This window comes from Bradyrhizobium sp. RDM12 (assembly GCF_051917485.1).
In the GTDB taxonomy this organism is placed as follows: domain Bacteria; phylum Pseudomonadota; class Alphaproteobacteria; order Rhizobiales; family Xanthobacteraceae; genus Bradyrhizobium.
Genome location: NZ_CM133064.1, coordinates 3,850,249 through 3,875,096 on the forward strand (window position 1 = coordinate 3,850,249; position 24,848 = coordinate 3,875,096).

Consider the following 24,848-nt stretch of genomic DNA (forward strand, 5'->3'; position numbering starts at 1 on the left):
GTCGATCAAGGCTTCACCTCTGGATGCCGCACCAGAACGGTGAATTCGTATAGTCCGTAGTCCTGCAAGAGCGCGACAGACCGGCCATACCGTGAAAGGCAGTAGCCGAGCATCTCCGTCGGGTCGGCATAGTACAGGTTCGGTCTTCGCCGGTCAGGGTCGCTCGACAGGCTCAGGACATTGAAGCCAAACCCTTTGCGTCCGGCGCGGGCGAGCACGTCCAGAGTTTCGCAAATATAGCCGAGCCATATGTCGTCCCCGACCTCCCCCCTGACATTGAATATCCCGCTGGCGATGGCGAAGTCGGCCGTTGCTTCCGGAGAAGCGCCGACATGCCAGCACCGGTCGTTGCCTTCTCCGTGAAGCTTGCGAGCCGTCTCGATCATGCTGGGGGCGACATCGTACCCCCTGAAATGTCCACGATGGCCCACGCTTCTGAGAAATCCTAGAAAATCTCCAAAACCGCAGCCGAGATCGATGACCGATCCGTCTAGTTCGTGCTCGATTAGCCGGAGAAACTGGCGGTGGCGAATCTGATGCGATTCGGCTCCGTTCCAATCGACGCCGCGCGACGTCGCGCCGTGCGCCTTGAGCCTGGCGGCATAGTACGCGGCGGCCTCGGACAGGATCTGTTCTTGTCTCGCGTCTGTCACTCCGAGCCTTCGGCATCAAGGATGGAAACCGGCTGCATTAGCTTCCCGGCGGGCGGGTTGGATGAGCGGTGGACGGAGCGCACGATGGTGTAGGGCCTCCGCTTGGTTTCGGCCAGGATGCTAGCCATGTAGATACCCAAAATGCCGAGGATCAGTGTGATGAGTCCTCCGAGAAACCACAGAGAAATGATCTGCGAGGTAAACCCACTCACCCCGATTCCATTCGTGAGGTAACGCAACAGAAAGTAGATCACGACGCCTATCGAGGTGATGAAAATCGACAGCCCAGTATAAAAGACAAGATACAGCAGTCGGGTTGACGAGGTCGTCAGGTGCTTCACCGCAAGATCGATCCGCCGCCAGATCGAGTAGGTCGACGGCGAGCTCGAGAGCTTTGCGACGATCATCGGGATCTGACGAAAACCGGTGATCTCCCAGAGATCGGACATGACGAACTCCCGGTCGCGATGGCGGACCAACGCCTTGACATAGGCGGCCGTCATCAATCGCGAGGTCACGAGGTTACGCGGCAGCGGGCGGTCGCCAAGCGCATCGACCAGTGCGAAAAACACCGCGCCTCCGGTGCGCTCCAGAAAACCGCCGCGTCGGGTCTGCTGTATACCGTACACGACGTCGCAATCGCCCCGGCGAAAGCGTTCGTAGAACGAGGCAAGATCTTCCGGCTGCTCCTCAAGGTCGCTGTCGATCAGGAATACGAGCTCGCCCGAAGCGTGGGCTAGGCCAGTCATCATCGCCTTGTAATGTCCGAAGTTGCGGGAAAGATCGACGATGACGACGCGTGGGTCCGATCTCTGCACCTGCAATGCAATCTCCAGGCTGTCGTCCGGGGACCCGTCATTCACCATGATCAGTTCGACGTCTTCGGTGATCTTGCGCGCCGCCTCAATCGCGCGCCGATGGAATTCCTTGACATAGGAGGCGGACCGATAGAGCGTGCTGACAATCGAGATCTTCATTTCCAGAGCTCCCGCTCAGGGAAATCCGTTGGACGCGAGGGATTCCTGCTCCCCCGGCGGTTCACCGCAGTAATTGCCATTTGCAACCCGGGCCGAGGCAGTCCGGTTGCGCGGAACGACGGTGTTGCGTCGCTGTATCCAGTCAACTCTGCAGTCTGCATCAGCTTCTCTATGGGAACCGCGACGGTTAGTAAACCCCGTGGACTTGCAACATCTTGCGGGCATGCGGAGTGACCGCGGAGCCTACCTTTCATACGGCAAGTGTGCCGGGGGCGCAAACGCGCCGTGATCGGAATCAACCCCAGGGGGATGTGCGATAAAAGTGCACCAGCATTGAACCGCTGTCGCATTTTGGGGACATAGTAGCAGGGTGCGGTGCCGTCATTCGGCGAAGACCTGCGACCTCGGCTTGATCTATTCCTGAAATTTTGTTGTTTGCTTAACCTTTCCACCCCATCGACCCGTTGGGCTGCAATCTGTGGAGCGATTGTCGTGCCTGTTCCTTTCCCGAAAATGCCGCGCTACACAATGCCGGTGGGCAGTTCCGGATTCGACGAATATTGCATTCATTTCAGCAGGCTGGAAGGAAGTTCCGGTCAACAAGGAGGGTTCATTATGCGCCGCTTAGCCTTTCTCGCATTCGCCATCGGTCTATTTCTACCATTGCTTGCGTCGGCTCCGGCCCATGCCCAGGCGTCACGCACTTGGGTGTCTGGCGTGGGTGACGACGCCAATCCTTGTAGCCGTACCGCTCCGTGCAAGACGTTCGCAGGCGCGATCTCCAAGACCGCAGCCTTCGGAGAGATCAATTGCTTCGATCCGGGCGGATTCGGCGCGCTGACGATCACCAAGTCGATCACGCTGAACTGCAGCTCCACCATCGGATCGGTGCTGGTCGCAGGCACGAACGGCATCGTCATCAATGCGGCTACGACCGACAAGGTCACCCTTCGCAGCATCCAGGTTCAAGGTCTCGCAGGCACGGCTTCCCCTGGTCTCAACGGCGTCAGGATCCTCTCCGCGGCATCGGTCTCGATCGAGAATTGCGTGATCACCCAGTTCTCGCAAGCCGGCATCAGCGACGCGCGAACCGCGGGCAATACCCAGCTCTACATTCGCAATACCATCGTCAGCAACAATACCGGCAGCGGAATAGCTCTCGGCGCGACCGGCCCGAACAACGCCATCGTTGATGGCACCGAGTCAGTCGGAAACCTATTCGGCATCGCGGCGGGTAGCGGCAACAGTGCGATGGTCGCGCGCTCGGTATTTTCCGGCAACACCAATGGCGTGGAGGCGGACGCCGGCGGCGCGGTCAATGTCGACAGCAGTTCCATCACCGGCAACGGCACCGGTGTGCAGTCCGCCAGCAACATCCGTCTGTCGAACTCCGACGTGTCGTTCAACACGACGGGATTTAGCGGTGTGTCCATCACCTACGGCAACAATCGGATGCAGGGGAATACGGCGCTCGGAACGTCGCCTTCGGCGGCCGGCGGCGCTGTCAGCAATCTCGGCGAGCAATAGACGCCGTCTCCGTCGATTGACCGTCCATGCGGTGAATCGCGGCGCCTGATGACAAATCCCGGGACCTGGTCCGGGAGTTTTTATTCACCGCAGCTCGGCGTCAGGCCGTGACCTCACGGCGAGCAAACAGAGGTGCTTCGGGACCGGTGTGGAATAGCAAGTCGAGCACGCTGACGGCGTGTTCGAATCCGCCGTGAAGCTGCGGATATTGCGGATAGCCGTCGTAGCGCATCCACTCCGCGGTGACCCCGCCCGCGGCGAGAAGCGGTTCGTCGAGATAGGCGCGTGCGGAAGGGCCGCTGAGATAGGAATCGGCGCCCGCGGCCTGCGCGATCGCGAGAAGCCGCGCAGTCTTTGCGCCGTCTACCGGATAGGCGGTATCCCTGACGATCCGAGTCCTCAGGCTGAGCAGTCCTGCGATCTCACGCGTGAACAGCTCGTTGATGTCGGTTAGACGCCTCTCCTTGTCGGCCCTCTCGTACCAAGCTTGCACGCGGGGTGCCAGAGCGTCAAAGAACGGTGCGTGACGGTACGCAAGTTCCAGCGCCCGCCAGTGCTTTTCTGCCCAGGGCTTCTCGATCAAGACCTCGTCGATCGGCTGACTAAAGCGCCCCTTGGTGATGACGGGGATCGTGAGCCACTCGATGCCATTGGCGGTCTTGATCCGGTTCCGATTGTGCCAGTGACGCTTCACGAATTGCATACGATCGTAGATGACGTACTCGTCGCACTGCCCGATCAGGTCGAAAAAACCCTTCCACGGAATGTAGCAGGACTGGATGATCGAGATGCGCACTTTCGGTATCCTGTCAGAAGTCACGTTGTCAAACGTTCAAGAATGCGTCGCTTGGCTTCGCCGCTCGCACCGGTTCGGACGGCGAGGCCTTCCGAGCCCGCACCCCTCACGTCGGCTGCCGGCAGGGCCCGGTACACCTATTGAGCCGAACTTGCACAGCTTGCATTCTTTATCGTCCACAGTGGAGTTCGCGTTGCAACCGACGTCTTGAGCGGCGCCCCGTAGTGCTCCACACAATAGGTGTTTAGAAGAGATTCCTCGTAAGCGTTGGCGATCAGGGGAATGCCGGCCTGAGAGCGCAATCGTATGAGAAACCCTTGACCTCTCGCCTCGTCTGCGGTGGGTACGGAGTAGGGCGCGAGGGTCAGTACGCCCAGCCCGTAGATCCGGGTGGAATGAACGTCCCGCTCACGTGTAAACAAGGGAAACACCAATTCATAGGGCAGCGAGGCGCCCCAAACGAATATTGATTCCGGCGAGACAAATCTGTTTTGACGGGCCTGCGCGACGGCTCTATCGCTTGCCATGGCCTCGCCAACCAGATTCCAGGTATTGACGAGAGCGCCGGCGAGCAGCGTGACGAACAGGATGAGGCGTCTCCATCGCGGCACTCGAATATCCATCGTAACCGCGGCGATGGTTAGAAGAGCCAAGAGCGGGAGGCAGACGCGAACCGGGGGGCTGCGTCCGGCCGCCGTAAAGGCAAGAAAGGCTGCGAGGCAGATGAACCAGGCGACAAACAGGCGCGGTTGCAGCAAGATCATCAGCAGCGCGGCCCCGAGCAGCGTCAATGTTAGCAGCTGGGGCCCGAGCAGCAAGGAAAGGTCAGAAACGCTGGATGTGAGGTTCTTCTCAAGGGCCGTCCGCGGCGGGATCTCCCTCATGAGTGCCCACAGTAACTCCGGATTGGAGAGATGCGGGTCGACGAAGAACCAGCGGCTCACCAGCACAATGTCGTTTGGGGACAGGCCATGACGTTGCATCAGGTCCGGTCGCTCCAGGATGAACTTGGCAGCACCGAAATCGGTGAGCGGGGCCCGCGCGAGGTTCTGTTGGCGGAATGTCTGCCATTCAGGCGACGAGTATGCACGGACGTTGGCGACGGTCGCGGCGAGCATGCAAATCGCAAGCCCCGCTGCCGCAATGCGTGCGGCGCGGGACGCGGCCAGTTTCCGCCACGGCACCAGAGGCAGGGCCACGGTGACCACCAGAGCCAGCTCCTGGTCGCGGACGAGATAGGCGAGGAACGCCAGACAGCAGGCGAGCACGAGATCGAAAGCCGATCTGTGGCGATCATAGGCCAGCAGCCCTAGCACCCCCGCGATAGCCAGCAGTCCAGCTGTCTCCGTGAATTGCGGGAACAGGATCGGACGCGTGAAAGCGACCGTCAGGATCAAACCGGCGACGATCGGCCTGACGCTGACGCGGAGCAGGAAATAGACGACTGCGGATCCTGCCAACGTCAACGCCAGCAACGTTGCGATGGAATAGCCGAGTATATCATCGATCGAGGGAAGACTACGGACGATGAAACCCCACACTACATTAGAAAAGAGCAGGAGATCGGAGCCGTAGTCGACACTCCCGTAGCCGTGCGCAATCATCGACATCCCGACGTCGTCGTTGGTATCCCATTTCGGATCGAAGGTTGCGCAGAGCAGGACCACCCAGGCGATCGAGATCGCGGCAGCCATGAGCAGATGGCGGACCAACCGCGCGTCGCCATGTCGGCGCGCTGCCGCCGGCATCAATTGGCTGGTCGAAACGTTCGTATCCATTGATCGGATCGGAGCAATTTCCGCTGTCTCGGCCGCCCATCACGACCGATTGGCAGATCGCCGGTTCGCGCCGATGGATATCCGGGTCATAGTAGAATGAACAATCGTTGGCAATGCTGACTGGCGCGGATGACTCGAGCGAAGGCATGGATTCCGTTAAGGGACCAGAATAGTCTGCCGGGCGTTACCGACGAGAAGGCTGGATGATGAGCATGATTAGTCCCGATCAGAGCGGGCGCGGCCGCGTTCTGAGGCTTCGAGGTTCGCTTTTGGCGTTTGGCGTCGCTGGGCTGATGGTCGTATGCGTCGCTGGGCTGATGGTCGTATGCGTCGCTGGCGCAAAGGCCCAATCCCTCGGTCAGGGCATCTCGGCGTTCCATCGCCAGGACTATGTGACGGCTGTACGCGTCTTCATTCCGCTGGCTGAGCGCGGCAACGTGGCGGCGCAGTCCTATCTCGGCTTCCTGTTCGAGACCGGCCGCGGCGTGCCGCAGAACTACACGGAAGCTGCGATGTGGTACCGGCGGGCGGCGGAGCAGGGCGACAGCCGCGCGCAATACTCGCTGGGGCTGCTCTACGATCGCGGCCAGGGCGTGCCGCAGGACATCGTCGAAGCCTCCAAATGGCTGAACCTGTCGACCGCCGCGTCGCCGCCGCGGATGCGCGAGTCCCGGGCCCGGATCCGCGACGCCGTCACCACCAAGATGACGCGCGGGGAGATCGCCCAAGCCCGCCTGCGGGCGCTGCAATGGGCGCCGAGCCGCGAACCGTGACGCCGGGCGCCTGGGGTTCCACGACCCCTCCGACCAAAAAGTCGAAAACAACCCCATGCATAGTAGGCGATGGCAGCCGGCGGGATGTCCCGCGCCTGCGCCACGATGAGGATTCACCCTGAGAGCGCGTCAGGCTTTAGTTAGCCGAGCCAGCCGCCGAGCCAGTTCAGATACCAGGTCTCGCCCAGCCAGCCGATCCAGATGGACGGCGCCAGGAACAGGCCGAACGGGAGGAAGGCGGTCCCGCGCAGCGGTTTCCTGTGCAATGCAGCATTGGCGACATAGACACCGATCGCAAGGAGCGCCGCGAGCTCGATCACCGCAGCCACCGTTGCGAGGTCGAGCCAGGCCCCGCTGATGGCGGCGAGCTTGACGTCGCCGAGCCCGAGCCCGTCGCGGCCGCGCCAGTACCGGTAGGCCAGCATCAGCAGCAGCAGCGGAAGCGCCACGGCCAAGGCGCGGGCGACCGGCCAGAGCAGCGCCTCGGCACCGACATCGGGCACGAAGGCGGCAGCGCGGAGCAGGGCGAGCGCGAAGGCGGCCCCGGTCAGCTCGTTCGGGATCAGATAATGGCGGGCATCGTTCGCCGCGATGGCGAGCATGAGAGCGGCCAGGAACGCGCCATAGAGGCCTTCCGCGGCGGGGGCCGTGACGAGGCTTGCGAACACGGCGACGAGCAGCGCGAGGCTGACGACGAGCGGGGCGCGTATCCCGTCATGCGCATCTTCCCCGGTCACGCCGTCAGCGCGCGGCCTTGGGCGGGCTGACGGTGACCACGGGATTGCTGGTCCCGACCAGGCGGCTGTTCATTTTGCTGCGCATCTCCTCGGCGATGACATGCGCATCGACGCCGTCCTTGATGACGGTCGGGCGGATGAACAGGATCAGCTCGGTGCGGGCGCGCGCAGTGGTCTGGTGCGAGAAGGCGTCGCCCATGCCGGGAATGGAATCCAGGATCGGCAGGCCCTGGCGTTGCTTGTTTTCGGTCTCGCTGATCAGGCCGGCGAGCAGCACGGTCTGTCCGCTCGTCACCGCGATCGAGCTCTTGACACGGCGCTGCGAGATCGTCGGCGTCAGCGAGTTGGCACTGCCGGCGGCCACGCTCGAGATTTCCTGCTCGATATCGAGCACGACATTGCCGTTGGCATTGGCGCGCGGCAGCACGCGCAGGATGATGCCCGTGTTCTTGTAGTCGATGGTGTTGACCACGGTGTTGTTGGCGGTCAGCACCGTTGCGGTGCCGGTCGAGAACGGCACCTGGTCGCCGACCTGCAACGTCGCCGGCTGGTTGTCGAGCACCACCAGCGACGGGTTCGACAACACCTTGACATTGGTGACGCCGTGCAGCGCGTCGAGAATGACACGCGGCGAGTTTTCCGAGCCGATCAGGAAGTTGAAGCCCGGCAAGACACGTCCGAGCAGCGCGCCGGACGCGGCGTTGACGGCGTTGGACGCCGCTTCGACGGCACCGCTGCCAACAGTCGCGGCATTGCTGACGCCGGAGATGGTGTTGGAGATCGAACCTTTCTGACTCGCCAGGAAGAACTGCACGCCGTAATTCAACTGGTCGTTCAGCGTCACCTCGGCGATCGTCGCCTCGATCGCGATCTGGCGCTGCGGCCGGTCGATCTGGCGTATCGTCTGCTCGACGACGCGCTGTGCGTCCTGGTTGGCATAGACGAGAACGGCATTGTTGGTGACGTCGGCGGTGATCCGCACGTTCTGCAGGATGCCGTTGATGCCGGACTTCGCACCGTTGCCGTTGCCCGACATTCCACCGGCGCTGTTGTCCAGCGCAGGTGTTGCGGCCGCGGCAGGCGCGGGGCGGGCGCCGAATGACGATCCCGGAGCTCCGGTGACCGGGGTCGCGGCGCCGGACGCAGCCGTCGGCAGAGCGCTCAGTGAGGCGACAGGATTAGTTGAGGTCGACGTCGCGATGCCCGCACCGGGCGCGACCTGGCTCGACCCGCTGTCGAGCGTCGAGCTGCTCGTCGCGCTCTGGTTGAACAGCATGTCGTTCAGCATCGCCACGACCAGCTTGGAATTGCCGTAGCGCAACGGATAGGATTTCAGGTTCACGCCGTCGGTATCGGAACGGTCGAGTCGCGCAATCCAGGCCTGCGCGCGCTTCAGATATTCCGGCTTCTGGCTCACCACGAGGATCGAGTTGAGCCGTGCGATCGGCTGGAGCTTGATGACGTTCTGGCCCATGCCGCCTTCGCCGGAGTCCATGATCTTCTCGATCTCGGCGATGACAGGCTCGGGCGAGGAATTGCGCACAGGGAAGATGCCGACCGATTGTCCACGCATCCAGTCGGCGTCGAATGACAGAATTGTGTCGACCGCAGTCGCCCGGTCCGTTCCGCTGCCGCTGACGATCAGGGTGTTGCGGGAATTGTCGGGGCGCATGGTCGAGGCTTTCACGCCGAAAGCATCGAGCAGCTTGAAGATGTTCTGTGCCGACGTGTAGCGCAGCGGCACAACGGTGATGCCCTGGCCGGCTTCGGTGCTTGCCGAGCGGTCGATGCCGCCGGGCCCGGCCTCCGGCGCCGGTAGCAGGCGATAACCGGTGCGGTCGCGCACCAGCGCCACGCCGGACATGCGCAGTGCATTCTCCAGCACATAGACCGCATCCGCCTTGGGCACCGGACGCACCGAGGCGAGCGTCACGGTCCCCTGCACGCGGGGATCGATGGTGTAGCCGACGTTGAGTACGTCACCGAGAATGACCTTTGCGACGGTCGCCACTGGGGCGTTCTCGAAATTGAGATCATAGCCACTGCCGGCGCCATCGTCGCGCTCGACAAGCCCGCCGCCCTGCGGCGATGCACCATCGCTGAGATAGATCGCAGGTTTGGACGATTTCGCCTGACCTATGCCGCTGGCCCCTGCATCCGCAGGTTGCCGCGGCTGGAGATCGAGGGCGCGGATCTTGTCGACAAGATCCTGGGCGCGCGGATCCTTGGGGTCCGCTTCGACGGATTGGTCGGCTGTGACGATGCAGGCGGTGAGCAGGAACGCGGACGACAAAAGGACAAGCGTACCAGTCAACGCTGAGCGCAGGCGCAAAAGCGGCTGGACCACTTCAAACAAGATACGCCTACCAACGCTGCGAGAATAAAGCATCCGATCCCCCTTGGCTCGGACGCGCAATAATTTGCCGCACGATTATGTTTTTGCTAAGAAATAAGTCAAGGGCAAAGGACCTTCCGTGCTCCGCCAAAGCTGTTGTATTCAAGTAACAAGGTCAACGCCGTGAATGCGATGCGCGACCGTTCCGCCGATAGCTTCAGGCAGCACCTCCTGGAAAAATATTCGCTGCCGCCGCGAGCGCATGTCCGTGTCGAACGGTCAGCCAATCCGGCACTGATGCGTCGACTGCGCGAATTTTGGGAGGCCACTGATCTGTCGGCGGCGGAATTCGCCGACGAGCTGTCGGATTATTTTGCTCTGCCGCGGATTAGCCTTCCACAACTGCTCACGACCACGCCCCGCCTCGAGGGTTTTTCGCGGCGATTCCTGCGAGAATCCACCATCTTTCCCTTTGGCGCGCCGGATGGTGGATTTCGCCTGGCTGTTGCCGATCCCTCCGACACGGCGGCCGTTCGTGCCGCCGAAATCGTGTTCGGAACGCTGGTCGATGTCGTGGTAGCGTCTTATGAGGACATTACGACAGTCCTGGACCAACGAGCCGATGCCGACGATGCAAATGCAGACCAAAGCACCGGCCGCACGGTGCAGTCCGACGACGACATCGAGAGCCTGCGCGATCTCGCCAGCGGCGCGCCGGTGGTGCGCGCGCTCAACGATCTCCTGGAGCGCGCGGTCGATCTGCGTGCCAGCGACATCCACGTCGAGCCGTTCCGCGCTGGTCTCGTAGTGCGCATGCGCGTCGACGGCTTGTTGCGCGCGCTACCGTCGCCGCACGGCATCCCGCCGCAGGCGCTGATCTCGCGCATCAAGATCCTCGCCAGCCTCAATATCGCTGAGCGGCGATTGCCGCAGGACGGCGCGGCGCGTGTTCGCGTCGGACGCAGCGAGCTCGACGTCCGTGTCGCCACCATGCCAACGCAGCATGGCGAGAGCGCCGTCATCCGCCTGCTGCCACGAGACCGCGGCCTGCTGGAGATGAGCAAGCTCGGGCTCGGCGCGCGCGACGAGAACGTGATGACGCGGCTGCTCGCGATGCCGCATGGCATGATCGTGATCACCGGGCCGACAGGCAGCGGCAAGACCACGACGCTTGCCACCATGCTGTCGATCCTCAACGAGCCGACCCGCAAGATCCTCACCATCGAGGATCCCGTCGAGTACGAGATTCCTGGCATCAACCAGTCCCAGGTCAAGCCGTCGATCGGCCTGACTTTCGCCTCCGCCATGCGCGCCTTCGTGCGTCAGGATCCCGACGTGATCATGGTTGGCGAGGTCCGCGACGCCGAGACTGCGCATATTGCAATCCATGCCGCGCTAACCGGCCATCTCGTGCTGACGACGCTGCATACCGAGACGGCAGCCGCCGCCGTACCGCGTCTGATCGATCTCGGCATCGAGGGGTTCCTGCTCAAGTCGACGCTGCGCGCGGTGGTGGCGCAGCGGCTGGTTCGAATGCTGTGCGACCGTTGCAAGGTGCCGCACGCGCTGACCGAGGCCGATCTCGCCAAGGATCCGCGCTTTGCCGTGATCGGCTTCAAGTGCGGCGAGGTCGTGCACGAGGCCGGCGGCTGCGAACGCTGCGGCGGCACCGGCTATCGCGGCCGTAACGGCGTGTTCGAAATCCTGGAAATGTCCGACGAGGTCCGTACGCTGATCGGGCCGCAGACTGACTCCCACTCCATCGACGCCGCCGCGATGCGGAGCGGCATGACGACGATGCTCGAGGATGCTGTCGCCAAATGCCGAGCCGGGTTGACGACGGTGCCTGAGGTCTTCCGCGTCACGACGGTGCGGTAGAACCATGCCGAACTATCGCTATCGCGCGCTCAATGCCAATGGCGAACTGGTCTCCGGGGCCATCGCCGCGCCTGCGCCTGGCGACGTGGCGCAGCGGATCGAGCGGCTCGGCCTGGTGCTGGTCGACAATGTCACGCCGGAAGAGGGCGGCGCGACGCGTGGCGCGCTCAGCCTCATTAACAGGCCGAAGGCCGAGGACGTCACCATCTTCACCCGCGACCTCGCGCTGCTGCTGCGCGCCGGCGCCCGCATCAATGACGGGCTGGAGCTGCTCGCCGCCGATCCGGATTTCGGACGGCTGAGGTCCGTCGTCGCCGACATCCGCGCGCACGTCGTCTCCGGCGAGAGCTTTGGCGAGGCGCTGGCGCGACATGAGGGGCTGTTTCCACCGATGTACATCGCGCTGGTGCGGGTCGGCGAAGCATCGGGATCGTTGGACCAGGTGCTGGAGGTACTGGCCGGCGAACGCGCGCGCGGCGAGGCGCTGAAGCGGCGCCTGACGGATGCGATCCGCTATCCCATCTTCGTGCTCGGCGCGGCTGGCTGCGTGCTGCTGTTCTTCCTCACTTTCGTGCTGCCGCAATTTGCCAGCGTCTTGCAGGATTTCGGCGCCAAGGTCGATCCGATCGTCGGCGTGTTTCTGAACATCTCGACGTTTTTGCGCGGCAATTCAGAGGCGGTGCTGGCCGGGCTTGCTGCCACGATCCTCGCCGCTTGGTTGCTGTTGCGTCAGGAGCGCGTCCGCAGCGGCATGACCAATGCGATCACGCGGCTGCCGGCGATCCGCAACGTGATGCGCTCGTACCGCACGGCGCTGTTCTGCCGCAATCTCGGCTTGCTGCTCGGTAGCGGCGTCAACCTCACCACCACGCTGCGCATCCTGATCGACATGATGGCAACGACGGGCCCGTCCGCGGTCTGGAGCGATGCTGCCGACCGAGTCCGCCATGGTTCAAAGCTCTCCGACGCGCTCGCCGAAACGGACGCGCTGCCGACGATGGCGGTGCGCATGCTGAGGCTCGGCGACGAGACGGGGCAGTTGCCGATGCTGTCCGGCCGGGTCGCCGAGTTTTATGAGGTGAAGCTGCAGCGTACGCTCGACCGCGCGGTCGGCATTGCGGGGCCTGCGGCGATCATCGCGATCTCGCTCGTTGTCGCCGGCCTGATCACATCGGTGATGACGGCGCTGATGTCGGTGAGCCAGATTGTCGGCTAGACGGATGTAATGGGAGGGGCATGAAGTGACCAGATATCCATCGTCAAGGCGACGCCTGCGGCGCGCCCCCTGCGGAGAGGCCGGCTTCACCCTGGTCGAGATGCTCGTCGTCATCACCATCATCGGCATGATCATGGCGCTGGTCGGCCCGCGGGTGCTGAACTATCTCAGCGAGTCCAAGGCCAAGGCGGCGAAAATCCAGATCGAGAGCTTCTCCAGCGCGCTCGACCTCTACTATCTCGATCTCGGCCGCTACCCGACGTCGAATGAGGGCCTCACCGGGCTGACGCGCAGCAACAACCAGACCGGCTGGAACGGGCCTTACTTGCGCGGCGGCGTGGTGCCTAACGATCCCTGGGGCCACGTCTATGTCTATCGGTCGCCGGGCGCCAGCGGTCCCTATGACATCATCTCGCTCGGATCAGACGGTCAGGAAGGCGGCAGTGGAACGGCAGCCGACATTGTCAGCGGTGCACGCTGAGCCACTTCGCGATGTGCAAGCCTTCGATGCAGAAGGCTTCGCGCTGATCGAGATCCTGTGCGTGCTCGCGATCATCGGACTGCTTGCAGCGATCATTCTGCCGGCGATCCCACGCTCGACGACGCGGGCGAAGCTCGAGAGTTACGCGGTCGAGACCGCGGCTTTGCTGAAATCCGATCGCAACAGCGCGCTGCGCCGTCAGGTCAGGGTCGCAACCCAGGTCGATGCGGAGGCGCGCGCGATCCGCTCCGGTGTCACTGGGCAGACCATCCGCCTGCCGCGCGACGTGGTCATGGAGGCGACGCTGGCTTCGCGCTGCGCCGATCGCGCCACGGGGCGGTCGATCGATTTCTTTCCGTCGGGCATGTCGTGCGGCGGGACGATCGCGCTGGCGCGGCCCGGCATGGGTTATGAGGTGCGCGTCAACTGGCTGACCGGAGGCGTCGAGATTGTCCCGCAGAAGCTGCTCTGACGGCGCCGCCGGCTTCACGTTGATCGAGGCACTGGTCGCGCTCGCGATCATCGCCATCGTGCTCGGAACCATCGGCTCGGTCATATCAGTCACGACCAAGGGCACGCGCTCGATCGACCAGCACCTGGCGCTGGCCAGCACGGCCGAGACCTTGCTTGCGGATTTGCCGGCGCGTGGACTGCTGAAACCCGGCCGGCAGAGCGGGCAGCTCGCCGGCAGCCGCTGGCGCGTCGATATTGCGCCGATGAATGTTGCCGGCGGCAATCCCGCCACCGATCGCTTCGTGCCACTCGCAGTCAATTTGCGGCTCCAGCGCGCCGACGGTAGCGCGATCCAGGTTACGACGGTGAAGCTGGTGCCGAGGTCGACGCAATGATCCGCGCCAAGAAACGCGTCATGAAACGTGTCAGGAAACGCCTGCACCGCGCGTGCGCTTCCGAGGCGGGCTTCACTCTGCTCGAAGTGCTGCTGGCGACGCTGCTGATGACCGTGATCCTGGCCGCGCTCGCGACGGTGACAGCACAGTGGCTGCCGAACTGGAATCGCGGTATTGCGCGGGTGCAGCGCGCGGAGCGTCTCGCCACCGGGCTCGACCGCATCGTCGCCGATCTCTCCGTCGCGGAGCAGATGACCGTGAACGGCGACGCCAGGGTGCCGCTGTTCGACGGTGCCGAATTGTCGGTGACCTTCCTGCGCACCGCGCTCGGCCCGAGCGCGCGACCCGGCCTGGAATTCATCCGCCTGATCGAGAAGGCCGACGCGCGGGGGTTGGCATTGGTGCGTGAGCGGGCGCCGTTTCAGCCGATGCCGACCGACGGACGGATCCGTTTCGTCGACCAGGTGGTGCTGATCCGCGCGCCCTTCCGCGTCAGTTTTGCCTATGCCGGGCCCGACAGGCAGTGGCAGCCGACCTGGCAGGGGCAGTCGCAACTGCCGGATCGCATCCGCATCACGGTGCGCGACGGCGCCACTGGTCAGGTGCTGGCGGTTTCGGCCGCCGTGTTGCCGCATATCACGGCGCCGGCCGAATGCGCGCGGGCCAAGAATCCGACGACCTGTGTGGCGGGCACAAGGCCGCAACAGGCGGAGAAAAAAGAGGAGCAGCAGCTGTGAATGGCGCGGCGCAGGGTCGGGGAACACTTGGCCAGGAAATACTTGGCGAAGACCGCGGCTTCATCGTCATCGTGGTGCTCTGGATGCTGGCTGCGCTGGCCACGCTCGCGCTGATCTATCTGACCTATGTCACCAACACCGCGGTCACGGTCGCCGTTAACACCGACCGCTTGCAGGCCGATGCATTGATGAATGCGGGGCTCGAGCTCGCGGCCTACCGGCTGACGGCGCAAGGCGAGGCAACGCGCCCCACCAGCGGCACCTTCAATGCCCGCGTCGGGGCGGGCCGGGTGGCCGTGACGTTCCGCTCGGAGGCCGCGCGCATCGATCTCAACATGGCGCCGAAAGCCGTCCTCGCAGGCCTGATGACGGGGCTCGGCGTCTTTGCGTCGGACGCGCCTGACTACGCCGACCGGATCCTGGCGTGGCGGTCGTCGACGGAGACCGGCCAGGACAATCCGGAGGATTCCTACTACCGCACGCTCGGCGCGCCCTACCTGCCGCGCCACGCGCCGTTTCCGCACAGCGACGAGCTGTGGCTGGTGCGCGGCATCCCGTCAGCGGTGATCGAGCGCGTGCTGCCCTTCGTCACCGTGTTCAGCAACATGCGCACCGTGAATGTGCTGGATGCCGCGCCGCAGGTGGTGGCGGCGCTGCCGAATATGACGCCGGAGACCCTGCAACGCCTGCTGCGCGACCGTGCCGATCCCAACGTGGACCCGCGGTCCCTGATTGGGCTCGCCAGCAGCGCCAGCGCGACGATCGAGGGCTCGAAGGCCTACCGCGTGACGGTTGCCGCCGAGGCGCCATCGCACCGGCAGAGCTCGGCCGAGATCGTCATCCTGCTTCTCGAAAGCGGCGATGAGCCTTATCGTGTATTGTCGTGGCACAATGCCTTCGACGGCTCCGCCGGAAAGCCTCTGTGAGATGAGCTCGCTCAATTCTATCCGTACCATTGTCGACGCCTGGACGGGCACGGTGGCCGGTGCCATCGTCGCCGGACTGGAGCGGATGGTGTCGCCGCGCCTGGTGCGGCTGATCGAGGACGAGAGCGGCACCTTCGCGCTGGAGGCTGCGAAGCTGGAGAACGCGGCGAAGGAGATCGCGTTCGAGGACGGCAAGTTTGCGGCCGCCAATCTGGCGCAGATCGTCCGCGGCAGCCGCGTCGAGATCGTGCTGCGGCCGGCGCGCTTCCTGTTCCGTCCGCTGGAGCTGCCGGCGCGTGCGGCCGATTTCCTCGACGGCATCGTGCGCGCGCAGATCGATCGGCTGACGCCGTGGAGCGCGGGCGACGCCGTGTTCGGTTGCAGCGCGCCGGTGGCGCAGGGCAGCGAGGGCATCACCACGATGATCGCGGCCGCACCGCGCCGGCTGGCGATGGGCTATGTCGAGGCGGTGTCCGGATTTCATCCGTCCGCGATCGCGGTTCTGACCGAGCCGGCCGAGGGCGGGCGCATCAAGGTGTTCGAGCAGAAGTCGCGCGGCGCGATCGACCCGGTGCGGTTGAGCCGGACGCTGCAGGCGGTGCTGGCCATCGCCGCGATCGCCGCCGTACTCGGTTCGATCTTCGCGGGCTATCTGGCCGACAGTTTGAGCGCGCAGGAGAGCGAGCTCGAGCGACAGATCACCCAGCGCCGCGCCGCGATCCGCGGTGCCAACGGCGGCGAGCGATCGCCGCTGGCGCTGCTGGAGCGGCGCAAGTACGACACGCCGGCGAGCGTGATCGTGCTGGAATCGCTGAGCCGTCTGCTGCCGGACCACACCTATGTCACCGAGATGCATCTCGTCGGCAACAAGCTCCAGATTGCCGGCATCACCCGCGATGCGCCCTCGCTGATCCCGCTGATCGAGCAGTCCCAGCATTTCACCCGCGCGACATTCTATGCCCCGACTACGCGCAGCTCGACCGATCCCGGCGAGCGCTTTCATATCGAGGCGCAGATCGAGCCGAGGAACGCGCCATGAAAAGCGGCATGAGCAGCGGCGGTCTGACAAGCGGAAATGCGGTCGCGCGGTGGCTGAGCGGCTCGCGGCTGATTGCCGTCACGCTCTATATCGCGGTAACGGCCGGGTTGTTGCTGATGGCGGGGCTGTCGATCGCCGACGTCATCGCCCACCGCCAGGCTCTCGCCCAGACGTCCGATCTGCTCGATCAGCTGCGCGGCCGCAAGGGCGCCGCCAAGAATGCCGCGGCCATCTCGGCCGAACATCCCGGTACGCCGTTCCTGGAGGGACCAACGGTCACGGTCGCAGGCGCCAACCTGCTGCAGCGGGTTGCGGCCGCGGTCGGCAATGTCGGCGGCTCGGTGCAATCCTCCCAGGTCGACGTCTCGGGCGCGCAACTGAAGGACGGCTTCGTCGGCCTCGTTGTCAGCTGCGAGCTGGAGCAGCCCGCGCTGCAGAAGGTGCTCTATGATCTCGAGGCCGGCATGCCGTTCCTGTTTGTCGACCAACTCGACGTCCAGGTGCCGCAAAGCACAGCGGTGAACGAGGCCAGCACCGGCCGTGTCAGGGTGATCTTGGGTGTTTCCGGCCAGTGGCAGGCAGGCAAGTAGGGCGGCGGCTCACCAGCTGTATTTGAACACGCCCTTGCCGGAATAGCTGGTGACGTTGCCGGAGAACTCGCCGTCGAAGGTGCCGGCGATCGAGAAGCCGCTCAGCCATTTCATTTCGGCGCTGGCGCTGACCAAGGCGGAATCGGCATCGACCCCGGCGCCGTTCACGACGAAGCTTGCGCCCGGCAAGGTCTGGAACAGCGCGGTGACGGCGCGGCTCGGATTGTAGTCGTGTGCCCAGGCGGCGCGGCCGCGCAGGGTCAGCACGCCGTTCTGCATCGCGTAGGATTTGTCGGTGCGCAGGCCGAGTTCGGAGCGGGTGTCGGTCAGCGACTGCGCGGCATAGTTCAGTGCGAACAGGCCGCCGCCATTGAGGCTGACTTCTGAATAGTTGGGCAGGTTAAAATTCGTCACCTGCGCGGCTGCGTAGGGCGTGATGCCGATCAGCGGCGTCGTGAAGCGATAGCCGCCCTCGAAGCGGGCCGAGAAGGTATCGGCCTTGAACCGGCCCTGGAGCTGGTCGGCGCCGGTCAGCGCGACGGTGCGGTTGGTGGTGACGTCGTGCCAGCCATAGGCCAGCGCAGCGGCGATATAGGCCGGGCCGAAATTGTGCCGGCCATAGACACCTGCCTGGAACAGGTCGGCGGAGCCTGCGCCCATCGCGTTGGCAAGCGAGTAGTTCAGCCCGCCGCCGCCGAGCGAGAAACCGACGAGCGTGTCCAGCGAAATCCGGTAGTCGACGCCGGCCGCGCCGCCCCAGACCCGCGCGGTGAGGTCCTGCGAGCCGGCCGCGGCATTGCCGCCGACCTGCGCCGAGCCGCCATAACCGGCTGCCCAGACGCTCCAGCGATTGATCGGTTGCGACGACAGCAGCGGCGCCTTGGTCGCCATCGCAAAGGCCTCGCGCTCCCGCGCGGTGGCCGGGCGCATCGACGCATAGGCCGATGCGTCATCGCTCTCGGCGTATTGGGCGACGCTGCCGGCCTTGGCGAAGCCTGCCGAGCGGCCCGCGACCGTCGGATCGAGCATCAAATTGAGGAACTGGCCGTCGGCGTTGATCGCGGACTGGATGATGCCGGTGCCGAGCTCGCCCGAGGCGGTGGTCAGCCCCGCGGGCATCAGCGCGGCGAAGGCGGCGGGAATGCCGCCGGTCGAATTGAAGAAATTGGTCAGCGTGTTGGCGACGTTCTGCTGGTTGACGGTGAGGCCGCCGCCACTCGGCGTGAAGTTGATGCCGATGTTGAGGAACACGTCGTTGATGCCGTAGCTCAGCGTCGCGTTGATCGTCGGCATGTTGGACACGACGGCGGAATTGAAACTGGTGCCGCCGAAGCCGCCGGTCGCAGACAGGATCTTGTACTGCTTCTGAACTGTACCCGAGATGAAGTTCGCACTCACCGTCGCGTTGCCGAGCGTGGCTGCGCCAAGGACGTTGGCGAGGCTGGCAGTGGTCGAGGAGACCTGCACCAGATAAGTCGAGGCCGACGTGAAGCTCAGGCTGCCATTGATCGTCAGCGGCGCGAACGGGTTCGCCGTGCTGCCCGGCGCGAGCGCGCCGCCATTGACGGCGACATTGCCAACCGTGCCGCTGCCGGGGATCGTGCTGCCGCCGGCGAGCGTGCCGCCGGCATTGACAGTGGTCGCGCCGACGATCGAGCCGTCGACCTCCAGCGTGCCGCCGTTCACTGTCGTGGCACCTATATAGGTGTTGGCGCCGGACAGGATTTCCTTGCCGCCAGTCATGGTGAGGCCGCCACCGGCACCGCCATCGCCGATGACACCGGCGAAGGTGCCGTTGCCGTTGGTGATGGTCAGCGTGTTGGCGCCGAGATTGACGTTGCCGGATCCCGACAGCGACTTGATGGAGGTGCCGGCGCTCAGTGCCGTGATATCGAAGATGCCGTTGGCGATGACGTTACTCGATGTCGCGATGCTGCCATTGCCGCCGAAATTGATAAGATCCAGCTCGCCGCCGCTCGCGATCGTCGTGGTGCCGGTATAGGTGTTCGTGCCGTAAAGCTGTTGCGTGGCGCCGTTGGCGATTGCAAGGTTGCCGCCGGCGCCGCCGGCGATGCCGCCATCCTGGATCACGCCACCGAAAAAGCTGCCGTTGGTGATCGTCAGCGTCTTCGATCCCAACGCGACGATTCCCTCACGCGCCAGGGAAAAGAGCCCTGTCACCGATGTGCCGGACGTGGTCTGGGAAATATCGAGCGTTGCTCCTAGATTGGCGAAGCCGACGAACGCGGAGCTCGCGATCGATCCGCTACCCTTTAGCGCCAGCGTCGCGCCCGCGTCGATCTGGGTGGCGTTCGTATAGGTGTTCACGCCCGACAGCGTCTGACTTCCGTTGGAGACGTCGATTCCGCCGGTGCCTTGAATGATGCCCGCGAACTCGGTCGAGGCGTTGAGGACGACGAGCGCCTTGCTGCCGAGGCTCACGACGCCGCTGGAATTGCCGGCCAGCGTCGAGACGGCGGCAAAACTAGAGGAGACCGCGGAGATGTCGAGCGTCGCGTTCACGGTCACGAGCCTGGAGCTCTGGATGCTAGCGAAGCCGGACAGCGCCAGCGTTCCGGCCGAGACCGTCGTGGCGCCCGTATAGGTGTTGATGCCGGTCAGCGTCAGCGTGCCGGTGCCGACCTTGGTCAGTCCGCCGCCGCTGCCGGAGATCACGCCGTCGACCTGGGTCGAGGTGTTGAGGCTGCCTGTGGTGAGCGTGTTGGCACCGAGTACGTAATTGCCCGCGCCTTCGATCGAGCCGGACGTCATGCCGCCGCTGGTCAGGCCGGATATATCGAGCGTGCCGCCGGCATTGGTAACGAAGCGGGCGCTGCCGCCGGTGCTCGTGCCGGTGAAGCTCGTCGTGGCAAGGTTGTTGGTCGTGATGGTGGAGCTGCCGGCGCTAGACGAGGTGTTGAAGGTCACGAGCCCATTGTTTGTGATGCTGGACCCGCCCGCCGAACTGGTGTCGTTGAAATTGATCACCGCGTTATTGACGATGGTCGCGGTGCCGGCGTTGCTGCTGTTGTTGAATTCGATGTCGCCGCCACCGATCGCGCCGTTGGTAATGTTGGCGGTGCCGGCGGTGCTGGTGTCGTTGAAGCTCATCGCGCCGCCGCTGACGCTGTACGTCACGAAATTGCTGCCGCTGCTCGCGCTGCTCGAATTCAGGAACACCATGGTGGAGCCGACGCTGAACGTCTGCGTGTTGGTCGAATTGTTGGCGACGCCCGTGCCGTTCACCACGAAGATGTCGCCGGTGGTGATCGTATAGGCCTGGGCGTTCGGGGTGGTGGAGAAGATCACGCTGCCGATATTGACGAGGCCGCTGGTGGTGACGCTGTTCGGGCCGGTGTTGGTGAAGGTCGCCGTCACGTCCGGGACGGCCGGCGTCGAGCTCCAATTCGTGCCATCCGTCCACTCGTTGGACGAGGAGCCGACCCAGTCGCCGTCCAGGGCGTGCGCGGCGACGACGCCGAGCGCCGTGGTCGCGAGCAGGGTCGCCAGTGAATGGCGGATCACGGAGCGCAGCCGGCGATCCATCCTTCCACGCGCTATGATCGATCTTGCCATCGGCCCTTCGCAAATCGCCAAAATAAATTCAACGCAATCGAGCAAGCGGCAACAGCGTGTCCCGGCGCCATGATCTCATGGCGCCGCAACCGGCCGCAATGAACCGCCATCAATTTGCATAGCGTTCCCGGCCGTTTCGTCTGCAATTTCAGTGATCGTGGCCATTGGGCAACAATTTCATGCGTCGCAACATGCCGGCAGCGCAGCCGTTCCAGCCAAGTCTAAAGGGATGGCGGCGGGTTGATCGCGAGGCCTATCAGAACTAGTTTGCTGCCTCAGGCTTGCCGCGCGCCGGCCGATCGCAGGGGAGTTCGATGTCGGGGTGGCTGAGATCGGTCGGATTGGCCGTGTTGTGCGTGGTCCCCGGCATCACCGAAAGCCTGGCGGCGACCTCTTCGCGCATGGACATCCTGTCTCGACGATGCCGTGGGTAGTCCCGGCGAGAGCGTCGATGTCGGCGCGGTGAGGCCGATCGCCCGGCCGGCGCAGGCCGCGAGCCAACCGATTCCCCGCGGCAATCCGCTGTGGTCGGTGCCGCTGTCGGCGCTAACCGTGACCCAGGAGCGCCCGATCTTCTCGGCCATGCGCCGGCCGCCGCCGCCGCGCGGTCGCCGCCGCCCCGGTCGAAGAGACGCACCCGCAACCGCCGAAGCCGGCCGATGCGCCACCGCCGCTGATGCTGGTCGGAGCAGTGGTGGGCGAGGGTGATGCGATCGCGATCCTCGTTAACCGCACTGACCAGAAGATCGTGCGGCTGCGGCAGGGCGAATCGCTGGACGGCTGGTCGCTGGCCTCGGTCCAGCCGCGCGAGGTGACACTCAAGCAGGGCGATCGCAGCGAGGTGCTGGCGCTGCAGCGGCCGGAGGCCGCATCCGCTCCGACCAGCGCGCCCGGGATGGCAGCCGCTTCCGCGGTGAATGGTCAACTGACGACGCCGGCCCCGGGCGGCCCGTCGTTCGCGCCCTTCGTGCCGCGCTCGAAACCCAAGAATGGCGAACCGGACGGGCTCTAACAGATTTCGTTTTGAGACGTTCCCTGACGCGAACCGGTGTCCTCTTTACTGGAAGGCGCCCTACCGTCCCAGGATCGTCCCAAGCGCATCGCAGATCCGCTCCTGCTGGACCTCCTGCAGCCCCATCCACATCGGCAGCCGGATCAGACGTTCCGAGAGTTCGGTTGTTATCGCCAGATCGCCGTTCGTCCGTCCGAACCGCTGCCCCGCGGGTGAGGAATGCAGTGGGACGTAATGGAAGACTGCGGAGATGTCCTCGTCTCTGAGCTTGCCCAGCACCATGGACCGGTCGATCTCCGGTGGCAGCAGCACATAGTAGAGATGTCCATTATGGCGGCAATGGCCTGGCACGATGGGGCGGCGCAGGAGCCCGCGCTGCTCCATCGGCGCCAGCTTGTCGTGATACCTGTTCCAGATCGTCAGCCGCTCGCGCGTGATGCGCTCGGCCTCCTCGAGCTGGGCCCATAGGAAGGCGGCGGTGATGTCGCTCGGCAGATAGGAGGAGCCGATATCCTGCCAAGTGTATTTGTCGACCTCGCGTCTGAAGAACCGGCTGCGATCGGTACCCTTCTCGCGCATGATTTCGGCGCGCTGCGCAAGCTCGGGGGCGTTCACCAGCAGGCAGCCGCCTTCGCCCGAGATGATATTCTTGGTTTCGTGGAAGCTGAAGCTGCCGAGATCGCCAATGGTGCCGAGCGCCGAGCCCTTATAACTCGCCTCGACCCCCTGCGCGGCATCCTCGACGATCCGCAGATCGTGACGCCGGGCGATCTCGACGATCGCGTCCATCTCGCAGCCGACGCCGGCATAATGCACCGGTGCAATCGCGCGCGTGCGCGGCGTGATCGCGGCCTCGATCTGCCGTTCGTCGAGATTGAGGGTGTCTTCGCGGATGTCGACGAAGACCGGGACCGCACCACGTAGCACGAACGCGTTCGCGGTCGAGACAAAGGTGAACGAGGGCATGATTACCTCGTCGCCGTTCTTGAGGTTGAGCAGCATCGCGGCAAGGTCGAGGGCAGAGGTGCAGGAGTGTGTCAGCAACGCTCGCGCACATCCGGTGCGCTGCTCGATCCATTTATGGCAAAGCTTGCTGAAGCGACCGTCGCCGGACACGTGAAGGCTGTCCAGCGCATTCTGGATGTAGCCGTGCTCTTTTCCGGTCGCGTAGGGCCGATTGAAAGGGATGAACTTGGATGCCATTGCCTAAGCCGTTGAACCACCTTAAGACGCGCGCTAATGCTCTGTTTCGAATCCACACTGACGTTTCCCGTTGCGGAAATCAACGGGTGATCGGGTGCAGTCCGGTGGAACGGCGCAACCCCATCGCGAGCACTCGCGACGGATCGGGGCGTGTTTTCACGGGGAAGGATGCGGCTTGACGGACACGCAAGTTGACGCGCCAGGGAGGACGGGCGGCCCCAAAAGCGAAGAGGGCGGCGGCCGCCTTCACCGGCTCGTTCGCGGCTGGTCGGCGAATCTGGTCCAGATGCTGTTGGGCCTGACCCAGCAGTTGCTGCTGATCCCCGCATTCCTGCACGTCTGGAGCGGCGACGTGCTCGCGGCGTGGCTTGCGATCTACGCCGCCGGCAGTCTCGTCGTCGCGGCAGATGCAGGATTGCAGCTTCGCGCCATCAATCGCTTTCTCGCCTTCAAGTCCTGCGTCGATTGCGACGGTCGCACGGCGAGCGTCTACCACGGGATGCTGCGGATCTATCTTGCCATCGTCGCCGGGCTCGGCGTCCTGCTCTGCGCGGCCGAATATCTCGCGCCGCCGTCTGCCGTGCTCGGTTTTCACGCGATGCCGACATTCGACACGGCGATGCTGGTGATGACGCTGGGAATGCTTCTGAGCTTGCCCGCCAACCTCTGCTCCGGCCTCTATCGCGTCCGCGGCCTGTATGGCCGGGCCGTGTGGCTGCAAAACGCCGCGCTGCTGCTCGGCCAGATCGCGCAACTCGTCGCGCTCGCCACGTTCGGAAGCCTGCTCGCGGTGGCGACCGCCTTCGTGTCGACGCAGCTCCTCTTCACGATCTTCATGGTCGGCTTCGACGCGCCGCGCCGTTTTCCGTTTCTGCGCCGTGCCGCAAGGCCGCCGTTCATCTCGCCCTCCTGGCGCTGGAGCGTCGGGCAGTTCGGCCGCGCGCTGCCCTTCGCGATCGCCAACATCACCGAGCTTGCGCTCGTCAACGTTCCCGTCCTGCTCGTCTCCGCGCTCGTCACTGATCGCGTCGCTGTGGTGCAATGGGGGCTGACGCGCGTGATCGCGAGCCTGGTGCGCGGGCTATGTCTCCAGACCGCCTTGCCGCTCGGTGCCGAGCTCGGGCACGATCATGCAATTGGCGACAAGGAGCGGCTCCGCCGCCTTTACGCTCATGGATCGGCGCTCGTCACCGGGCTTGCGTGTCTGGTCGTCGCGGGCTTTCTGCCGTTCTGGCCCGATTTCTTCGCGCTGTGGACCCATGCCAGCATACCCTACGACCCGCTGCTTGCGGTGACGCTGCTGCTCGGCGCGGCCGCTGGCGCGCCCTCGCTGATGGCGCTGGTCTTTGCCAATCACAGCGATCGCGGCGCGCTTCTGATCCGGACCAAGGGGCTCCAATTCGTCGTATTCCTGCTTGTGGCCTTCTTGCTGATTCCGAGGCTTGGACCGCTTGGCGCGGCGCTCGCGGTGGTCGCGAGTGACATTCTCGTTCAGTTCGGGCTGCTCACGCTGGTGATCATATGGCAGACCTTGCGTCACCCGCTCAGGCACGTCGCGTTCCTGATGCTCACGGCGGCGGGGATCGTGGCGCCGGGCTGGCTGATCGGGTTTTCGATCACCGCGCTCCTGCCGGGGAGCGGGCTCGTGCATTTTGTCCTGGAATGCGCGATCTGGCTGGCGGTGGTCGGCGGGCTCGCGAGCCCGCTCTTGAACGCGGCCCTGCGCGAGCGACTGCGGACGCTGGTTCCGGCGTAGCCGTTGATCT

Annotated in this window: 22 protein-coding genes; 13 read left to right on the plus strand and 9 right to left on the minus strand. The window is 64.4% G+C overall.

Going from position 1 to position 24,848, the window contains the following annotated elements:
• Positions 1-5: 5 nt before the first annotated feature.
• Positions 6-653: a class I SAM-dependent methyltransferase gene (locus tag ACTGJ9_RS18595; RefSeq protein ID WP_456678233.1), complete on the minus strand. Its 648-nt coding sequence runs from the start codon at positions 651-653 to the stop codon at positions 6-8.
• Entirely contained in the window at positions 650-1,630 is a 981-nt protein-coding gene (locus tag ACTGJ9_RS18600) for a glycosyltransferase family 2 protein (protein ID WP_456678234.1), read from the minus strand. Before ACTGJ9_RS18600 ends, ACTGJ9_RS18595 begins: the two co-directional genes overlap by 4 nt.
• A gap of 492 nt (positions 1,631-2,122) precedes the next feature.
• On the opposite strand from ACTGJ9_RS18600, the gene ACTGJ9_RS18605 reads away from it, so the two are divergent.
• Positions 2,123-3,157 carry a right-handed parallel beta-helix repeat-containing protein gene (locus ACTGJ9_RS18605; protein ID WP_456678235.1) on the plus strand — a complete coding sequence of 345 codons (1,035 nt, stop codon included), beginning with the start codon at positions 2,123-2,125 and terminating at the stop codon, positions 3,155-3,157.
• A gap of 100 nt (positions 3,158-3,257) precedes the next feature.
• Here the strand turns inward: ACTGJ9_RS18605 and ACTGJ9_RS18610 are convergent, their stop codons facing one another.
• Entirely contained in the window at positions 3,258-3,953 is a 696-nt protein-coding gene (locus ACTGJ9_RS18610) for a WbqC family protein (protein ID WP_456678236.1), read from the minus strand.
• Between the two features lie 137 nt (positions 3,954-4,090).
• The gene (locus ACTGJ9_RS18615; RefSeq protein ID WP_456678237.1) at positions 4,091-5,731 is read right to left on the minus strand and encodes a hypothetical protein; all 1,641 of its coding nucleotides are present in this window, start codon (positions 5,729-5,731) and stop codon (positions 4,091-4,093) included.
• 212 nt (positions 5,732-5,943) lie between these two features.
• Between ACTGJ9_RS18615 and ACTGJ9_RS18620 the strand changes: the two genes are divergently transcribed.
• Complete coding sequence (locus ACTGJ9_RS18620) at positions 5,944-6,504, plus strand: tetratricopeptide repeat protein (RefSeq protein ID WP_456678238.1); 561 nt, start codon at positions 5,944-5,946, stop codon at positions 6,502-6,504.
• Positions 6,505-6,644: 140 nt separating this feature from the next.
• Here the strand turns inward: ACTGJ9_RS18620 and ACTGJ9_RS18625 are convergent, their stop codons facing one another.
• Both ACTGJ9_RS18625 and gspD read right to left on the minus strand, forming a co-directional pair.
• Positions 6,645-7,241, minus strand: coding sequence for a prepilin peptidase (locus ACTGJ9_RS18625; RefSeq protein ID WP_148751213.1), 597 nt, complete (start codon positions 7,239-7,241; stop codon positions 6,645-6,647).
• Between the two features lie 4 nt (positions 7,242-7,245).
• Entirely contained in the window at positions 7,246-9,630 is a 2,385-nt protein-coding gene (gene gspD / locus ACTGJ9_RS18630) for a type II secretion system secretin GspD (RefSeq protein ID WP_456678239.1), read from the minus strand.
• Positions 9,631-9,768: 138 nt separating this feature from the next.
• Between gspD and ACTGJ9_RS18635 the strand changes: the two genes are divergently transcribed.
• Genes ACTGJ9_RS18635 through gspM form a run of 9 tightly spaced genes read left to right on the plus strand, consistent with a single transcriptional unit; the run spans position 9,769 to position 17,291 of the window.
• Positions 9,769-11,454 (plus strand): GspE/PulE family protein, encoded by a 1,686-nt coding sequence (locus ACTGJ9_RS18635; protein ID WP_456678240.1) that lies wholly within the window; start codon positions 9,769-9,771, stop codon positions 11,452-11,454.
• Positions 11,455-11,458: 4 nt separating this feature from the next.
• Complete coding sequence (locus tag ACTGJ9_RS18640; RefSeq protein WP_456678241.1) at positions 11,459-12,670, plus strand: type II secretion system F family protein; 1,212 nt, start codon at positions 11,459-11,461, stop codon at positions 12,668-12,670.
• 25 nt (positions 12,671-12,695) lie between these two features.
• Entirely contained in the window at positions 12,696-13,151 is a 456-nt protein-coding gene (gene gspG / locus ACTGJ9_RS18645; protein WP_354110605.1) for a type II secretion system major pseudopilin GspG, read from the plus strand.
• A complete protein-coding gene (locus ACTGJ9_RS18650) occupies positions 13,114-13,623 on the plus strand; it encodes a pilus assembly FimT family protein (RefSeq protein WP_456678242.1) in 510 nt (169 codons plus the stop codon). The genes gspG and ACTGJ9_RS18650 overlap by 38 nt, the downstream gene beginning before the upstream one ends.
• The gene (locus ACTGJ9_RS18655; protein ID WP_354083147.1) at positions 13,601-13,999 is read left to right on the plus strand and encodes a type IV pilus modification PilV family protein; all 399 of its coding nucleotides are present in this window, start codon (positions 13,601-13,603) and stop codon (positions 13,997-13,999) included. The genes ACTGJ9_RS18650 and ACTGJ9_RS18655 overlap by 23 nt, the downstream gene beginning before the upstream one ends.
• On the plus strand, positions 13,996-14,736 hold the full coding sequence (locus ACTGJ9_RS18660; RefSeq protein WP_246229852.1) for a general secretion pathway protein GspJ: 741 nt from the start codon (positions 13,996-13,998) through the stop codon (positions 14,734-14,736). Before ACTGJ9_RS18655 ends, ACTGJ9_RS18660 begins: the two co-directional genes overlap by 4 nt.
• Entirely contained in the window at positions 14,733-15,662 is a 930-nt protein-coding gene (locus ACTGJ9_RS18665) for a general secretion pathway protein GspK (RefSeq protein ID WP_456678243.1), read from the plus strand. The genes ACTGJ9_RS18660 and ACTGJ9_RS18665 overlap by 4 nt, the downstream gene beginning before the upstream one ends.
• A gap of 1 nt (position 15,663) precedes the next feature.
• The gene (locus ACTGJ9_RS18670; protein ID WP_456678244.1) at positions 15,664-16,701 is read left to right on the plus strand and encodes a PilN domain-containing protein; all 1,038 of its coding nucleotides are present in this window, start codon (positions 15,664-15,666) and stop codon (positions 16,699-16,701) included.
• Entirely contained in the window at positions 16,698-17,291 is a 594-nt protein-coding gene (gene gspM / locus ACTGJ9_RS18675) for a type II secretion system protein GspM (RefSeq protein ID WP_456678245.1), read from the plus strand. The genes ACTGJ9_RS18670 and gspM overlap by 4 nt, the downstream gene beginning before the upstream one ends.
• A gap of 9 nt (positions 17,292-17,300) precedes the next feature.
• Here gspM and ACTGJ9_RS18680 read toward each other — a convergent pair whose 3' ends face one another.
• The gene (locus ACTGJ9_RS18680) at positions 17,301-20,837 is read right to left on the minus strand and encodes an autotransporter domain-containing protein (protein WP_456678246.1); all 3,537 of its coding nucleotides are present in this window, start codon (positions 20,835-20,837) and stop codon (positions 17,301-17,303) included.
• 292 nt (positions 20,838-21,129) lie between these two features.
• Complete coding sequence (locus ACTGJ9_RS18685) at positions 21,130-21,270, minus strand: hypothetical protein (RefSeq protein WP_456678247.1); 141 nt, start codon at positions 21,268-21,270, stop codon at positions 21,130-21,132.
• A 273-nt stretch (positions 21,271-21,543) separates the two neighbouring features.
• Between ACTGJ9_RS18685 and ACTGJ9_RS18690 the strand changes: the two genes are divergently transcribed.
• Positions 21,544-21,879, plus strand: a complete 336-nt coding sequence (locus ACTGJ9_RS18690; RefSeq protein WP_456678248.1) for a hypothetical protein — start codon at positions 21,544-21,546, stop codon at positions 21,877-21,879.
• A 60-nt stretch (positions 21,880-21,939) separates the two neighbouring features.
• Here the strand turns inward: ACTGJ9_RS18690 and rffA are convergent, their stop codons facing one another.
• The gene (gene rffA / locus ACTGJ9_RS18695; RefSeq protein WP_456678249.1) at positions 21,940-23,082 is read right to left on the minus strand and encodes a dTDP-4-amino-4,6-dideoxygalactose transaminase; all 1,143 of its coding nucleotides are present in this window, start codon (positions 23,080-23,082) and stop codon (positions 21,940-21,942) included.
• Positions 23,083-23,257: 175 nt separating this feature from the next.
• Between rffA and ACTGJ9_RS18700 the strand changes: the two genes are divergently transcribed.
• The gene (locus ACTGJ9_RS18700; RefSeq protein ID WP_456678250.1) at positions 23,258-24,838 is read left to right on the plus strand and encodes a hypothetical protein; all 1,581 of its coding nucleotides are present in this window, start codon (positions 23,258-23,260) and stop codon (positions 24,836-24,838) included.
• Positions 24,839-24,848 lie beyond the last annotated feature (10 nt).

Coding starts and splice junctions, on each gene's coding strand:
- ACTGJ9_RS18600 (WP_456678234.1), bottom strand. CDS start 1,630: ATGAAGATCTCGATTGTCAGCACGCTCTATCGGTCCGCCTCCTATGTC.
- ACTGJ9_RS18615 (WP_456678237.1), bottom strand. CDS start 5,731: ATGGATACGAACGTTTCGACCAGCCAATTGATGCCGGCGGCAGCGCGC.
- ACTGJ9_RS18620 (WP_456678238.1), top strand. CDS start 5,944: ATGATTAGTCCCGATCAGAGCGGGCGCGGCCGCGTTCTGAGGCTTCGA.
- gspD (WP_456678239.1), bottom strand. CDS start 9,630: ATGCTTTATTCTCGCAGCGTTGGTAGGCGTATCTTGTTTGAAGTGGTC.
- ACTGJ9_RS18635 (WP_456678240.1), top strand. CDS start 9,769: ATGCGCGACCGTTCCGCCGATAGCTTCAGGCAGCACCTCCTGGAAAAA.
- ACTGJ9_RS18640 (WP_456678241.1), top strand. CDS start 11,459: ATGCCGAACTATCGCTATCGCGCGCTCAATGCCAATGGCGAACTGGTC.
- ACTGJ9_RS18660 (WP_246229852.1), top strand. CDS start 13,996: ATGATCCGCGCCAAGAAACGCGTCATGAAACGTGTCAGGAAACGCCTG.
- ACTGJ9_RS18670 (WP_456678244.1), top strand. CDS start 15,664: ATGAGCTCGCTCAATTCTATCCGTACCATTGTCGACGCCTGGACGGGC.
- gspM (WP_456678245.1), top strand. CDS start 16,698: ATGAAAAGCGGCATGAGCAGCGGCGGTCTGACAAGCGGAAATGCGGTC.
- ACTGJ9_RS18680 (WP_456678246.1), bottom strand. CDS start 20,837: ATGGATCGCCGGCTGCGCTCCGTGATCCGCCATTCACTGGCGACCCTG.
- ACTGJ9_RS18685 (WP_456678247.1), bottom strand. CDS start 21,270: ATGCGCGAAGAGGTCGCCGCCAGGCTTTCGGTGATGCCGGGGACCACG.
- ACTGJ9_RS18690 (WP_456678248.1), top strand. CDS start 21,544: ATGCTGGTCGGAGCAGTGGTGGGCGAGGGTGATGCGATCGCGATCCTC.
- rffA (WP_456678249.1), bottom strand. CDS start 23,082: ATGGCATCCAAGTTCATCCCTTTCAATCGGCCCTACGCGACCGGAAAA.